This is a genomic window from Achromobacter dolens, assembly GCF_902859745.1.
Lineage (GTDB): Bacteria > Pseudomonadota > Gammaproteobacteria > Burkholderiales > Burkholderiaceae_B > Achromobacter > Achromobacter dolens.
In genome coordinates this window covers 1-14,270 of record NZ_CADIJW010000026.1, presented here as the reverse complement: position 1 = coordinate 14,270, position 14,270 = coordinate 1, and the positions used below count along the sequence as shown (strand labels likewise).

The window sequence follows — 14,270 nt, the reverse complement described above, 5'->3', positions numbered from 1 at the left end:
CGCCGCCTTGGTTCAGAAGGCAACGTCCTGGCCACCTTTCAGTTGCAGGGTCGCGCGCGCTTCGTCGGGCGTGGCGATCTGCAGCGACAGGTCTTCCAGGATGCGGCGGATGCGCCGCACCTGGTCGGCGTTGGACCGCGCCAGTTCTCCCGGCCCGTCCCACAGCGAATCTTCCAGTCCCACGCGCACGTTGCCGCCCATCGTCGCGGCCATGGTGGCCAGCGGTGTCTGCTTGCGTCCGGCCGCCAGCACCGACCAGGTGTAGTCGGCGCCAAACAGGCGGTCGGCGGTGCGCTTCATCATCATCACGTCCTCGGGGTGGGTGCCGATGCCGCCCCGGATGCCGAACACGGACTGGATCAGGAAAGGCGGCTTGAGCAGCTTGCGGTCGACGAAATGGGCCGCGGTGTACAGGTGGCCGATGTCGTAGCACTCGATCTCGAAGCGCGTGCCGTTGTCGCCGCAGGATGTCAGGATGTGCTCGATGTCCTTGAAGGTGTTCTTGAAGATCAGGTCGTTGCTGCCTTCCAGGTAGGGGCGTTCCCAAGTGTGCGAGAACGTCTTGAAGCGCTCCAGCAGTTCGTACATGCCGAAGTTCATCGAGCCCATGTTTAGTGACGCGACTTCCGGCTTGAAGCGCAGCGCCGGCGCCATGCGGTCGGCCAGCGGCAGCACCGGCGAACCGCCTGTGGTGATGTTGATCACCACATCGGACGCGGCTTTGATGCGCGGCAGGAACTGCGCATACAGCGCCGGGTCCTGCGTCGGCTGGCCGGTGTCCGGCCGGCGCGCGTGCAAGTGCACGATGGCCGCGCCCGCCTCGGCTGCCTCGATGGCGGAGCGGGCGATTTCGTCGGGCGTCACGGGCAGGTGGGGCGACATCGACGGCGTGTGGACCGAGCCGGTGATGGCGCAGGTGATGATGACCTTGTTCCTGGATGGCTTCATGGGCCTGGACCTCTTGGATGTGAAGGCCCGGCTGTCTCCCGCCAGGCGCAGGCCATTCTGTCGCACGCCGCCGGCCGCTGTCACCTGAACAGAAATTATCAATTGATAGGGAATCCGGTGCTGCGGCGCAGCGTAGGGCGGGCCGTCGACGGGGAAGTGCGGGATCTGGGGGGGCGTGCCATCGCTTCCATTGATGCGCCGGAAGGGGCGTTTTCGTAATATGCCGGTTCCGGCGCGCCCGTCCCCTTGCCCTTTTCGATCGATGTCATGAATGCTCCTGTGAACTACGTCCTCGCGGTGGACCTGGGCGGCACGCGCTTTCGCGCGGCGCTGGTCGACGGGGAGGGCGGCATCGCCCATTCCTGCTTCATCGACAGCCCGGCGGGAGTCGCGCTTCAGCCCGGTTGCGACGAGATCGACGCCGACGCCTGGTGGCGCGGCCTGCAGGCGCTGGCGGACACCCTGGCGGCGCAGGCCGGCGCGGCGGCTTTCGACGCGGTCCGGGCCATTGCCATCTGCGGTGTCACGCGCACGCAGGTGTTCGTGGACGCGCACGGCGTGGCCATCCGGCCCGCCATCACCTGGCGCGATACGCGGGCGGCGGCGGACCTGCCCGAATGGTTGTCGTCGCTGCCGGCCGGCCATCCGGAAATCGGACAGATCAACGCCTTTCATCCCTGGGCGCGCATCGCCTGGTTGCTGCGCAGGGAACCGGCGCACGCGGCCCGCGTGCGGGCGGTGCTGGATCCCAAGGATTACCTCAATCTGCGCCTGACCGGCCGTGTGGCCAGCGACACGGTTTCGCTGGCTCGCCTGGCGGCTGCGGCGTCCCCTGTTCCGATATACGCCGGGCCGGCGTCCCCGGCTGTTGCGGAGGTGCCGGCTCCGGCGGCGCCCGCCACCGACCTGCTCACCGCCATTGGCGCCGACCCCGCCTGGGTGCCCGACCTGCTCGATCCCCTGGACACCGTCGGCCCGGTGCGGTCCGGCCTGCCGGGCGCGCTGGCCCGCCTGGCAGGCCGTCCCGTGATTGCCTGCGCCAACGACACCTGGGCCGCCGTCGCCGGCCTGGGCGCGTTGCGCCCGGGGTATGCCTACAACATCTCGGGCACCACCGAAGTGTTCGGCGCGGTGGGCGCCGAGCCGGTGCATGCCGAGGGCCTGATGACCGTGGATTGGGGCGGCGGCCATCACCAGGTCGGCGGGCCGGGCCAGAATGGCGCCGACACCATTGCCTGGCTGTTGCCTTTGCTGGGCCGCCTGGGCGCTGAAGGCATGGCCGGCGTCGGCCCGGCGATGGATGCCCTGCTGGGCGCGCCGCGCGATCCGCAGCCGGCGCTGTTCCTGCCGTACCTGCAGGGCGAGCGCGTGCCGTACTGGGATCCGCATCTGCGCGGCGCCTTTGTCGGCCTGAACCGGCGCCATGGCCCGGGCGACCTGGCCTGGGCCGTGCTGGAAGGCGTGGCGTTCCTGAACCGCATCGTGCTGGAGCGCGCCGAGGCGGCGCTGGGCCAGCCCGTGGCCGAAATCCGTTTCGGCGGCGGCGCCGCGTCCAATCCGCGGTGGTGCCAGGCCAAGGCAGACATCTGCGAGCGTCCCGTCATCGTCGGCCAGGCCGACCAGCCCGGCATTCTTGGCGCGGCGGCCACGGCCTGGACCGGGGTGGGGCGTTACGCCAGCTTCGCGGCGGCGCAGGATGCGCTGGCGCGCGTCGCCCGGCGCTACGCGCCTCGCGCCGATCGGCTCGCCGATTATCGGGCCCTATATGCCCAGTTCCGCGCCGCCGAAGCCGCGCTGGCGCCCGTGTCGCATGCATTGACGGCGCTGCGGCTGGGGTAAAACCCTAGGCGCGATCCGGCGCGCCGCGCTGCCGGCGCGCGTGTGCCGGGTATACACTACGACGCCACAGGCCCGGACCACGATCCGGCCGGCGGGCGCGGCATGGTGGACGCCCCGCCATCAATCACATGCAGCAAGGGCGAGTCGATGCGCGGCATCCTGGAAAAGTACGGTACGGCAATCGCGGGATTGGTCCTGGTGGGCTTTTTCGCGATAGCCGCCCCGAATTTCGCCGCGCCCGGCAACCTGCTGAACATCGCCAAGGAAACCAGCTTCCTGGCCATCATCGCCATCGGCTTCACGCTGGCGCTGGTGACCGCGGAACTGGACCTGTCCGTGGCCGACGTGGCCAGCCTGGCCGCCGTGGTCACCGGCGCCCTGGTGCATACCGGCCAACCCGTGCTGCTGGCGATTGCCGCCGGCCTGGGCGTCGGCCTCTTCTGCGGCCTCTTCAATGGCTTTGCCGTCACCCGGCTGCGGGTGCCCTCCCTGATCGCCACGCTCGGCATGGCCGCCATGGCGCGCGGCTTCGCCTTCATGCTGACGGACGGCGTCTCGTACGTGGGCCGCTGGCCCGCCGCGTTCACCGACCTGGCGCGCGGCAAGCCTTTCGGCATTCCCGCGTTGGTGCTGTGGATGGCGGGCGCGGTGCTGCTCGCCTTCTTCCTGGTCAAGTGGACCCGCACCGGCGCCCGCATGACCGCCACCGGCGAGGCCGGCGAGTCCGCCCGCCTGGCGGGCATCAACATCCGCGCCATGAAGAGCATCGGCCTGGCGCTGTCGGGCCTGTGCGCCGGCCTGGCCGCCGTGCTGCTGACCTCCAGCCTGTCGTCCGCCGCGCCCAACATGGCCGGCGACTATTTCCTGTACGCCATCGCCGCCGTGCTGCTGGGCATGACCATGTTCAATCCCGGCCATGCCAACATTCCCGGCACGCTGGTCGCCGCGCTGATCCTCAAGGTCCTGGGCAACGGCCTGGTGCTGATGGGCGCAGCCTATTACGTGCAGGACATCGTCCTGGGCTTCATCATCGTCGCGTCCGTCGCGGTGTCATCGGCCGTGCTCAAGAAAGCGGCCTTCAAATTCGGATAGGAAGGGGAAACAGCATGAACCGATTCATCAAGCGCACGTTGCTGCTGGGCGCGTTTGCCGCGCAGGCGCTGGCGGCCAGCGCCGCGCACGCCTTCGACGTCGGCGTGGTGGCCTTCCAGATGTCCTCGGAGACCCATGCGCGCGCCGCCAACGCCGCCGCCGAGGCCGCCCACGCCAAGGGCTGGACCGTGACGCAGTTGAACGCCGAAGGCTCGCTGCCCAAGCTGGCCGAGCAGCTCGACACGCTGGTCAACAAGAAGGTCGACGCCATCGTCATCGCCATGGGCAAGCCGGTCGAGACCGACGCCCAGTTGCAGGCCGCCAAGGAAAAAGGCATCGCCGTCGTCGGCGTCATGTCCGGCGCCAGCCCGCACATGCTGTTCGACGTCGAGGTCAATGAATACGCCACCGGCGCGCAATCGGTGCTGTACCTGCTGGGCAAGATGGGCTACCAGGGCAACATCCTGTCGGCCCGCTTCGACGGCAATTCCGGCACCCGCATCCGCGGCAAGATGCTCGACGCGGTGCTGTCGGAAAACACCGCCGTCAAGGACCTGGCCAAGTTCAGCATGGCGCGCACGCAAAGCTGGCGCGACGACGTGCGCAACGGCATGCAGGCGCTGTTCCTGCGCAACCAGGGGCAGTTCAAGGGCGTCTGGGCCTCGTTCGACGGCCAGGCCTACGTGATTGACGACCTGCTGCAGGCGCAAGGCATGAAGAAGGGCGACATCACGCTGGTGTCGGTCGACGGCGGCCCGGAGACCTATCGCCGCATCGCCGATCCCAACAGCCTCATCACCGCCACCATGATGATTCCGTTCGAGCAGTTGGGCGTCACCGCCGTCGACGCGATTGACCGCATCGTCGTCAAGAAGGAACCCAAGGACAAGATCGCGTCCGGCCCCTACCTGTTCATGGACTCGGTGCTGGTCGATGCCAGCAACGTGCAGAAATTCCTGACCCCCGCCAAATAGGCCCACGGCAGGCGGCGTGCCGCGCCGCCCGCCGCCGTATCATTCATGTCCGCTTCCGCCACCATGACCGCCGCTCCGCCCGCCGCGCTATCGCTTCGCCAAGTCCGCAAGTCCTACGGCGCCGTCGCGGCCCTGAAGGGCGTCGACCTGGAGGTGCCGGCGGGCCGCGTCATGGCCATCTGCGGCGACAACGGCGCCGGCAAGTCCACGCTGATCCGCATCATTTCGGGCGCCCAGGCGCCCACGGGCGGCGAGTTGAGCCTGGATGGCAAGCCGGTGGTGTTCGGCTCGCCGCATGACGCGCTGGCGCAGGGCATCGCCACCATCTACCAGGACCTGGCGCTGGCGCCGCGCCTGTCCATCTGGGAAAACGTCTTCATGGGCGCCGAACTGGTGCGCCGCATCGGCCCGCTGCGCGTGCTCGACAAGCGCCGCATGGCGCAGGAGGCGCGCGGCTACCTGCAACGCCTGTCGGTGCCGATCGACGACATGGACCGCCCCGTCGAACGCATGTCGGGCGGCCAGCGTCAGGCCGTGGCCATCGCGCGGGCGCTGCGCTGGGATGCGCGCGTCGTCATCATGGACGAGCCCACCGCCGCGCTCGGCGTCAAGGAAACCGCGCTGGTCCTGAACCTGGTGCGCAAGCTGCGCGAGGAAGGGCGCACCGTCATCCTGATCAGCCACAACATGGCGGACGTGGTCGCGCTGGCCGACCGCGTCGCGATTCTCAAGAGCGGCGTCAAGGTCGTGGAGCGCGACGTGGCGGGGCTGGACGCCGACGCGCTGGCGCACATGGTGATGACGGGCAAGGCCTGACCGTCCGGGCGCGGACAAAGTCAGGAGCAAACTTCACAGACCTTCACACGGATCCTGCGTAGCATTGGCGTATCTCGTTCCCGAATGCCGCATCAATGACTCCCTACGCCGTCTTTCGTGTCGGCCGCCCGCCTCGACGCCCGCTGCGCTCACGTGCCGCGGGCGTCTTGCTGCTGACCTGCGCCCTGGCGCTGCCGGGCGCCGCCGCCGCGATGACGGCGGGCGCCGCTGTTTCACCGGCCCGTTGCATGCGTATCGTGTTGCAACAGCAGGACGACCGCCTGACGCTGCAATCGGATTACGACGCGACCACGCAGACCGTCGTCCCCGAGCGGTCGGCCGCGCTCCTGTCCAAGGAGTTCCGCCGCGTCTACGACATGCTGGAAGAAAACCGGCGCCTCGACGGCCGGTTTGACGCGCGCATGGCGGTCTTGTCGCATGAACTGCTGGGACCCCTGCTGCCCGCGCTGCGCAAGGCGCCGTGCGTCATCTTCGAGATCCAGCCGACTTCGATGCACTTCGCGCTCGATCTGCTGCCGGTTGACGGCACGCCGTTGTTTGTCCAGAAGCCGGTCGCGTTCCGATTCCTGGCGACGGCCGGAATGTCAGAGGACAGCGCCGCGCCCGGATCCCGCCTGTCACCCGCCGCGCCCGCGATTGCCGGCGCGCGTCCGCGCGCCGTCGCCTTCGGTCCCGAGGCTCGGGGCTTGATCCTGAGGGACCCGCAGACCGATCCCGACGACGGCACCGGCGACGTGCGCCGCCTCTACCCCGGCTCGGCCTTCCAGCTCACCACGACCGCCACGCCCGACATGTTCGCGCGCAGCCGCTATGATTTCCTGCTGATCAGCGGCGAAGGCGTCGTCAGCCCCACCTGGGGGCGGCCGGAAAAAGACGAGAACGATGCCATCGGCCTGGGCGAGGACGACATGTACCCCAAGGACCTGCAGGGCGCCGCTTTCGATCTGGTCTATCTCGACGCGAGCCAACTGGGCATGAGCAAGGCTTTCATCGACGCCGCGCGCCGGTGCGGCGCCCGGCACTACCTGGCTCCCATCATCAGCAACGAGGCGGGCCATTCCTCGACCCTGATGCTGCGCTACTTCTTCGGCGGCGCGCGCCAGGGCGAGGCGCCCATGGAAGCGCTGTATCGCGCTCGCAAGCGGATCTACCAGGAGTTCGAGGGCAAGGTGAATCGCACCGAGCAGATCTACTACGCGTATCCGTTCCGGTTGTATCTGCTGTAGGGGGTGGGCAGGCTTGCGGCTGCGCCGCGGGCCGTTTTGCCGCTCCAAAAAAAACCGCCGCCGGCGATGCGCCGGCGACGGACTCTTGGCCTGCTCAGGCGAGGACTCAGTCCTTGCGGCTGGTCACTTCGACCAGGTGGTAACCGAACTGGGTCTTCACCGGGCCCTGGACTTCGCCGACCGGGGCGCTGAACACCACGGTGTCGAATTCCTTGACCATCTGGCCCGGGCCGAACGTGCCCAGGTTGCCGCCGTCGCGGCTCGACGGGCAGCTCGAGTTTTCCTTGGCCAGTTGGGCGAAGTCGGCGCCGTTTTCGATGGCGGTCTTCAGTTCGTTGGCCTTGGCTTCGGTCGAAACCAGGATGTGGCGGGCGGAGGCTTGTGCCATGTTGGGCTCCTTGCGGGGGAATGATTGGGGTGGGGAGAGTAACGCATTTGGGCGGACTCGCTACGACGCCATCATAAACGGGGTTCAGGACGCGGCCGGCGCTTGGTGGGCTGTGCTTACATCTTGGAATGGATGGCAGCAGGGCGCCCAAGAAAACGGGCGCTCTGCGCGCCCGCTCGTCCTGTCGGATAGCCGTCTTACCGCACCGGCCACCCATACATCAACCCGCCATTCCGATACGACGCGTTCAACCCCCGCGCCAGCTCCAGCGGGCTGCTGGCGCCCAGATTCTTCTCGAAGCTCTCGCCATAATTGCCGATCTGCTTGATGACGTTGTAGGCCCACTTGTCGTCCACGCCCAGGTTCTTGCCCATTCCCGGCGTCACGCCCAGCAGGCGTTGCACGTTGGGGTTAGTGCTCTTGAGCATCTCGTCCACGTTCTTCGAGGTGACGCCGTACTCCTCGGCTTCCAGCATCGCGAACAGGGTCCAGCGGACCACGTTGAACCATTGCTCGTCGCCCTGGCGCACCATGGGGCCCAGCGGTTCCTTGGAGAAGTTCTCCGGCAGGATGTCGTATTTCTCGGGGTTTTCGAGATTGGTGCGGGCCGCGGCCAGTTGCGACTTGTCGCCGGTGAAGGCGTCGCAGCGGCCCACCGCGAAGGCGCGGACGATTTCATCCATGCGCTCGACCACCACCGGCTTGAAGGCGATGTTCTGCGAGCGGAACCAGTCGGACAGATTCAGTTCGGTGGTGGTGCCGGGCTGCACGCAGACGGTGGCGCCGTCCAGCTCCTTGGCGCTTTTCACGTTCAGCGACTTGTTCACCATGATGCCCTGGCTGTCGTAGTAGTTCACGCCCACGCCGATCAGGCCCAACGTGGTGTCGCGCGTCATGACCAGGGTGGTGTTGCGCGGCAGGACGTCGACTTCGCCGGACTGCAGCGCGGTGAAGCGCTGCACCGCGCTGACGGCCATGATCTTCGACTTGGAGGCATCGCCGAACATGGTCACGGCCAGCGCGCGGCACAGGTCCACGTCCAGGCCCGTCCAGCCGCCCTTGCTGTCGTTGACCGAGAAGCCGGCCACGCCGGTGGACACGCCGCACTGCACGAAGCCTTTGTTCTTGACGTTCTCGAACGTCGCGCCCGCGCTGGCGCCCCACGACGAGAGAAGAAGCGCGGCGCCTGCCGCGACGGTAGTCAGTGCTTTCATGGTGTCTCCGCGCGGGCGCGCAACTTATGGGTCTATGTCCGCCGACAGGCGGAAATGCGGCGAATGGTATCGGCCGGGCCTGGGGCGGAGAATCAGGGAATTCCCGTTAAATCCACTGGGCGGAATTTACGGGGCCGGATGGCGCCGGCGCGGGCCGCTGGCGTGAGGAGCGCTACTGCGGAAATCCACTGAAACCGTCTGCCCCCGACGCGTAACCATTTCGATAATTCCTTCCGCGCACACTGCCCTCACCGCGTCCGCATCGGCTGACGCGATTGCGAGGGAGATGCATCATGAAGAGTCTAGTCAAAGCCGCCATGACCGCGGGTGCCGCGGCGGTCCTGTCCCTGGGGGCGCTCGCCGTGCCCGGCGTCGCGCAGGCCGGCGTGGCCATCAGCATCGACGTGGCGCCGCCGCCGCCCCGGGTGGAAGTCGTGCCGCCGCCGCGCGTGGGCTATGTGTGGGCGCCGGGCCATTGGGAATGGGTCGGCGGCCGCCATGCCTGGATCGAGGGCGCCTGGTTACCGGCGCGGCCGGGCTATGTGTATCACCGTCCCGAGTGGCGCCAGCGGCATGGGCATTGGGTGTATTACGAGGGGCGTTGGGGGCGGTATTGAGATCGCGCCTGGCGTGAAGCAATGATCACGCTCAGGCGGAGGGAAGCTCCGCGCGGATCATGATCGCTCGCGCCGGCGCGCCGGCCGGCCGCGGCATGCCGACGTGTTCGCGCACGCCATAGCCGAACGACACGATCTGGATATGTTGAAGTCGTCCTGGTTGGGAAGAAAGGTCCTGGCGATCTCGCCATACATGACCTTGCCATCCACATCGGCCGCATAGATGTCGTGTCCGCGTTCGTCCCAGCTGCGGATGCCCCCGGCGAATCGGGCTCTCCCTTCGGTCGCGGACACCCAATCGAAAGGGCGCTCGTAAATGTCCATGTCGAGGTCTCCGTGCTTGTCGGGGAGCTTACTCTGCAAGTTGATGGCCCGGGCGGCTCATGCGCTTTCCTGTCGCGGATGGCGCGCTGCGCGTCTTTGCGCCATATGCAGTTGGGCTTTTATCCCTTTTGAGCGACAATGCTGAAATGTTGAGGTTCCGCGAAACCGACGTTTTTTCAAGATGGATCTTGGGGTTGCGGGACATGCGGGCCAAGGCGCTGATCTTGCGTCGGCTGGCCCGTGCAATGGCCGGGCATTTCGGCGATATAGCGCCCGTTGGTGACGGCATCAGTGAAATGCGGATCGACGCGGGCGCTGGTTATCGGGTCTATTACCGCCGCCAGGGGCAGGACCTGTACTTGCTGCTGTGCGGTGGCGACAAGAAGTCCCAGGCGCGCGACATTGCGACCGCGAAGCGGCTATGGGCCGAACTCAAAGGGAAGGCATTCAAATGACCCAGTTGCGTGATTTCGATCCGGCGAATTATCTGGCCGATGACGAGACCATTGCGCATTACCTGGCGGACGCGGCGGCCGATCCCGATCCGGACGCTTTTCTCCAGGCGCTTGGCGATGTTGCCCGCGCGCGCGGTATCGGGGCCATTGCGAAGGAGACCGGCCTGGCGCGCACGAACCTTTACCGCGTGCTCGCGCCGGGCGCCAACCCAAGCTACCTGACGCTGCGCCGGGTCATGGATGCATTGGGCGTATCGCTCACCGCCGTCGCCAAGGGCAAGGACACCGCGCACGCATAGCGCCGCGCAAACAAAAAGCCGCTCTGCGTAGCAGGAGCGGCTTTTTCAATCTGGTGCCCGGGGCCGGAATCGAACCGGCACGCCTTGCGGCGGGGGATTTTGAGTCGGTGTTTTACAGTGCTTCTACAGAGAAATGGGGCGAAATCTAGTGAAGGTTGAAATAGGTACGATCAGTTTAAAATCAGTAGGTTAGCGTATTTTAACTGAATTGGTGAAAACTGGGCGCTGTACCTGTACTGTACCGAAATTTCGGCACAATACAGGAGAGAGCTATTTATATTAATTAACAGTACTTGTAGGAAGTAAGTCCTTGGCCCGTAGCTCGGAAATTATTAGTTCTGACAACTGAGATAGTAACTCCTCAGGTTGAGCGCGAATCCACGCCTTGACTTTTTCGGGTGGGAGAGATGAATCAGTAATCAAGCTCGCAATCGCCGATGCTGTAATTCGTGATAGCCCGAATTCGACGAGAGACCTGCCTGTTGTAGTTGAAACTCCAAGTTCCAAGGCAAGCGCAAAATCATAAACCCCGGGCACCATGTCGGAACGGCCCTCAGCAGCAAGTGCGAATTTGAGGAGGTCTACATAAGCCTTTGCCCATTGAACGAGCCTAAACCTAATGGTCTGCTCAATAAGAGTGAACATGTCGCGGATGGCAGAGTCCACAATAGCTTGCTCAGGCTTTGACCTAGGTGACTTTTTGGCAACTGACAGTTTATATTTGACTGCCTCATGAACTAACTGGGTAAGAGGCTCGCCCCGCATCCATTTAATCGCGGTAACGGTAACATGGTTGACAAAGCTACGTGACCGCTTACCTTCATCCCCGCTGAGAGTAAGGCCGCCAAGGTGCTTGTACATGCGTCGAAATATGCTGTTATATACGGCATATGAATCATTTGATGGATTTACAGGCAGGAGCTTACTGAACTCGCTCTTGCGGATCAACTCTCTCTGTCTTTTCAATAAGCTTGCTAACGCGACAGGATCAATCATCCAGCTACTATTCAGAACCTCGAGAGGTAAGCCAAGGTGTGAGAGCGCGCGATCAGCTCTTTCTGTAAGGTGTGTTTTTTGTACCTGGGTGAGATTTAAGTCGGCTCTGTCTAAAAGCGAGTCTAGGCTTCCTTGAGCTGTCCGAAATAGTACGAGGCCAGCTGCTGCTGTAATGCGGTCATCTGCTCCATTCCGATCTTCGCTAATGCTTGATTGGCTTGCTGCTTCTAGAACATCAACAACTTCATCGAAGCCTTCTTCTATGGCATCCTTAAACGCAACCTTCATTTTGAACGGTCTACGCGTGGTTAAGGGCTGTGTATCCCAGTTTTCGTAGTTGACTAGGAAGACGTTTCCGACGACCTCTTCGCCTAGCCGGCCGGCACGCCCTGCAAAGTTCCAAAGCGCAGCTTCATCAAGAGGTTCACCCCTATTTCCTCGGGTAGGTGTGTCAATAAAAACATTTCTTGCCGGCAAATTGACGCCTTGGAAAAGTGTCGTTGTGCAGCATAGATAGTCAAGTTCACCTTCACGAAAACTGGCTTCAATTCCTTCTCGTAGAAGACTGGGCATATTGCCATAGTGAAAAGCAACTCCACGCCGTATGAATTGCGACAGTGAATACTGCTTGTGGATATGCTTTTCTACAAATTTTGCTAGTTCCTTCAGGGACGCGGAATCCTTGTCGTTTCGGTTTAGAGCAATTAGTGATGTCAAGTCTTCGGCGTTTTTGGCACCCGTGGCATATACGAGCGACCTACCAGAAGCGCCAAACTCTTCGGCAACGGCTGCAAGCTTCGCGTCATTTGAAAGGGCAAAACCACGGTCGAATGTATAAGAGCCAATGTGGTCAAAATTTTCCGGGGTCACCAGATTAAGTTCTACCAAGTGCTCGTTTTCGATAGGGAAGCGTACGCTGATACGATTCTGGACAACCGGCGACAGTCCGGTCTCCTTAATTTGGAGGTCAGAAATACCGACACTATTTCCGACAAGCTCAAAGCCGCTTGCTCCTGGAGCGAGAAATAGGAAGCGTGCGTTTGGATTCGCTGTTCGAATTTTTTCCACCGCATCCTGGAGAATCATTCCGCGGCTGTCCTCGCCAATGGCTTGAGCCTCGTCGATAATTACCAGGTTTATGAGCCCACTGACGTCTACAGTAGAAAGCAATAGTTGTGCTCGCTCTTGGGTCAGCACATATATTTGCTTCGGCCGTCTTTCAGGATCAAGTACTGGAACAGTTGTAACCCGGAGCTTGGCGCTAACAGATGCCAAGCGCTTCTCAAGTTTTCCCTGGATTTCCGCCAGTAAAGCGCGCGTAGGAGCAATGTAGAGTGCCGTATAAGAATCTGCAGCGATAGCACTCTCGCAGAGGTATTCCATCACGACAAAAGATTTGCCAGCGGATGTAGGGGCCGATACTGCTGTTGAAAGCTGAGATCGCAGACTTTCCCACACATCAAGCTGAAACTCGGTCAAAGCAACCCGCTTCCCCGCCATTTCTACTGAATTCAGTTCGCGTAATAGAGCATTGCGTATGCGTGTTTGGAGTCTAGGGCTTTCTGAGATTGCACTGTCAATTTTTGATAAACCAGGAAAATTTCCTAGGCCAGTAAGGATGTGTACCGCAGCATCATGAACATCTGTTTCGTCGGAAGCAAGAGAGGCAAAAACCGCGATTTGCTGTGCAAGATCGTGGCTCACCTCGTCCTCAGCTTGCGCAAATATACTTGCAGAGTTCAGCAGTCTAACCAAGGCTTCACGCTCTAGGAGAGGACCATTTACTCTCGGCTCCACAACGATTAAGTCTTTAGAATTTTCAGCGAGGAGGGTGGTACGTATACCTACAGCTCGAAGTGAGGCTAGATCTTTCCAAAATGAGGAATTTAGACGAATGTCATTAGAGAGCTCTGATGCAAAGCTTATCATTTATTTAGTTCCGAAAAGATCCGCTTGAGCTCGTTTATATCCGGTACGGCAATAAGAAAGACGATACAGTGGCCAAGGTCAAGGTTCTTAGCGCTAGCCTGCCGTTCAAGGTTGGCTTTGAATCGGGGATGTTTTGCCGTGTAATTTTTTGCGAAATTATCTTCGTGGATAGATATCGGCTTTTGATGATCTATAGGTAGCCGGTCTTGATAAGCTATTTCGCTGAAAACCAAACTGCCCACATGGACATCTCTGCGTCTAAGATGCTCTCCACTACCCTCGTATGCATTGAAGAAAGACTTGGCTGCGTCGCGCTGCTCTCCAACAAGGGCATCCAGATTTGAAAGGTCATTGATTAGTCTGAGTTCATTGAGTTTTTTAGACCGGTCGGCTCGATATTCTGCAATCGAAGCAACCATATCTCTGGACGCATCAGTTGCGTCTGGCATGACCTTTGACTCAAGCACGAAAAATGTAACTGTTCCGTCGGAATTGGCTCTTGCATGAAGACCATCTGCACCATGGACAGGCATGCCTTGAGCAGTTTTGAGGGCCATTTTTGACCCAATTTGCGCTGCACCTAGGTAGCGAACGGCGATGGCGTAAGACAATAACTCTCCAAGCTCCCCATAGCGTCCTTGATTGGCCTTCTCATATTCGATGAGCAAACGCTTAGCTTCACGATAGAGACGCATATGCATCGCTGTGCTGCCCCCGGTTGTTGAGGCATTGCCAATTTCATTAGCTTTTCGTCGTTTTTTCAACGGAATTGCATAGTCCACGAGCAAGTCAGTCAACAATTCTGCCAAGGCATCAACTTGGGGTTCATCTGCTTGCATTCTCAAGAACAGCAGGCGCGGCTGGTGAAGTTGAGGGTTGGCATCAACTTCTTTTAAGACGTTGTCCAAACCGTCGATCGTATCTAACAGTCTCTCAAACGGCGCACCTGATGAATCATTCACTTTCGCCCTCTTTCTTTCGTAAGATTCGTTGTGGTTTGGCTATCGAGCTTTGTCGTATATGTAATGACCCAGCAGAACCTGCTCAGTTTAAGCGGCTAATGCAAATGCCTCAGCCGGGGTCTTCATGCCGAGCGCCTGGTGCGGGCGCCGGTGGTTATAAAAGCGTATCC

Annotated in this window: 15 protein-coding genes; 8 read left to right on the top strand and 7 right to left on the bottom strand. The window is 61.9% G+C overall.

What is annotated here, in order from left to right; all coding sequences use genetic code 11:
- Positions 1-12: 12 nt before the first annotated feature.
- The gene (kce, locus tag HV783_RS17900; RefSeq protein ID WP_049076490.1) at positions 13-948 is read right to left on the bottom strand and encodes a 3,5-dioxohexanoate:acetyl-CoA acetone transferase; all 936 of its coding nucleotides are present in this window, start codon (positions 946-948) and stop codon (positions 13-15) included.
- Between the two features lie 267 nt (positions 949-1,215).
- Here kce and HV783_RS17895 point away from each other — a divergent pair, with 267 nt between their 5' ends.
- The 5 genes from HV783_RS17895 (at position 1,216) to HV783_RS17875 (ending at position 6,916) form a co-directional block, all read left to right on the top strand.
- The gene (locus HV783_RS17895) at positions 1,216-2,787 is read left to right on the top strand and encodes a xylulokinase (RefSeq protein WP_254603937.1); all 1,572 of its coding nucleotides are present in this window, start codon (positions 1,216-1,218) and stop codon (positions 2,785-2,787) included.
- A gap of 147 nt (positions 2,788-2,934) precedes the next feature.
- Positions 2,935-3,879 (top strand): ABC transporter permease, encoded by a 945-nt coding sequence (locus tag HV783_RS17890; protein WP_175189613.1) that lies wholly within the window; start codon positions 2,935-2,937, stop codon positions 3,877-3,879.
- A gap of 14 nt (positions 3,880-3,893) precedes the next feature.
- Positions 3,894-4,853, top strand: a complete 960-nt coding sequence (locus tag HV783_RS17885) for a sugar ABC transporter substrate-binding protein (protein ID WP_175189597.1) — start codon at positions 3,894-3,896, stop codon at positions 4,851-4,853.
- A gap of 45 nt (positions 4,854-4,898) precedes the next feature.
- Positions 4,899-5,669: an ATP-binding cassette domain-containing protein gene (locus HV783_RS17880; RefSeq protein ID WP_175189596.1), complete on the top strand. Its 771-nt coding sequence runs from the start codon at positions 4,899-4,901 to the stop codon at positions 5,667-5,669.
- Between the two features lie 167 nt (positions 5,670-5,836).
- Positions 5,837-6,916, top strand: a complete 1,080-nt coding sequence (locus tag HV783_RS17875; RefSeq protein ID WP_064524993.1) for a hypothetical protein — start codon at positions 5,837-5,839, stop codon at positions 6,914-6,916.
- 106 nt (positions 6,917-7,022) lie between these two features.
- Here the strand turns inward: HV783_RS17875 and HV783_RS17870 are convergent, their stop codons facing one another.
- Positions 7,023-7,304: a peptidylprolyl isomerase gene (locus HV783_RS17870; protein ID WP_006385706.1), complete on the bottom strand. Its 282-nt coding sequence runs from the start codon at positions 7,302-7,304 to the stop codon at positions 7,023-7,025.
- A 197-nt stretch (positions 7,305-7,501) separates the two neighbouring features.
- Positions 7,502-8,518, bottom strand: coding sequence for an amino acid ABC transporter substrate-binding protein (locus HV783_RS17865; protein WP_175189595.1), 1,017 nt, complete (start codon positions 8,516-8,518; stop codon positions 7,502-7,504).
- Between the two features lie 293 nt (positions 8,519-8,811).
- Here HV783_RS17865 and HV783_RS17860 point away from each other — a divergent pair, with 293 nt between their 5' ends.
- Positions 8,812-9,135, top strand: a complete 324-nt coding sequence (locus tag HV783_RS17860; protein ID WP_049076479.1) for a YXWGXW repeat-containing protein — start codon at positions 8,812-8,814, stop codon at positions 9,133-9,135.
- A gap of 57 nt (positions 9,136-9,192) precedes the next feature.
- Here HV783_RS17860 and HV783_RS17855 read toward each other — a convergent pair whose 3' ends face one another.
- Positions 9,193-9,459 carry a hypothetical protein gene (locus HV783_RS17855; RefSeq protein WP_175189594.1) on the bottom strand — a complete coding sequence of 89 codons (267 nt, stop codon included), beginning with the start codon at positions 9,457-9,459 and terminating at the stop codon, positions 9,193-9,195.
- Positions 9,460-9,518: 59 nt separating this feature from the next.
- Between HV783_RS17855 and HV783_RS17850 the strand changes: the two genes are divergently transcribed.
- Together HV783_RS17850 and HV783_RS17845 are read left to right on the top strand one after the other, a co-directional pair.
- Complete coding sequence (locus tag HV783_RS17850; protein ID WP_269465443.1) at positions 9,519-9,914, top strand: type II toxin-antitoxin system RelE/ParE family toxin; 396 nt, start codon at positions 9,519-9,521, stop codon at positions 9,912-9,914.
- The gene (locus HV783_RS17845; protein ID WP_049076473.1) at positions 9,911-10,213 is read left to right on the top strand and encodes an addiction module antidote protein; all 303 of its coding nucleotides are present in this window, start codon (positions 9,911-9,913) and stop codon (positions 10,211-10,213) included. Before HV783_RS17850 ends, HV783_RS17845 begins: the two co-directional genes overlap by 4 nt.
- Positions 10,214-10,492: 279 nt before the next feature.
- Here HV783_RS17845 and HV783_RS17840 read toward each other — a convergent pair whose 3' ends face one another.
- The 3 genes from HV783_RS17840 to HV783_RS17830 form a co-directional block, all read right to left on the bottom strand.
- Entirely contained in the window at positions 10,493-13,138 is a 2,646-nt protein-coding gene (locus HV783_RS17840) for a DEAD/DEAH box helicase (RefSeq protein ID WP_175189593.1), read from the bottom strand.
- A complete protein-coding gene (locus tag HV783_RS17835) occupies positions 13,135-14,100 on the bottom strand; it encodes a HamA C-terminal domain-containing protein (RefSeq protein WP_175189592.1) in 966 nt (321 codons plus the stop codon). The genes HV783_RS17840 and HV783_RS17835 overlap by 4 nt, the downstream gene beginning before the upstream one ends.
- 87 nt (positions 14,101-14,187) lie before the next feature.
- A complete protein-coding gene (locus HV783_RS17830; RefSeq protein ID WP_238924200.1) occupies positions 14,188-14,268 on the bottom strand; it encodes an integrase core domain-containing protein in 81 nt (26 codons plus the stop codon).
- Positions 14,269-14,270: the final 2 nt, after the last annotated feature.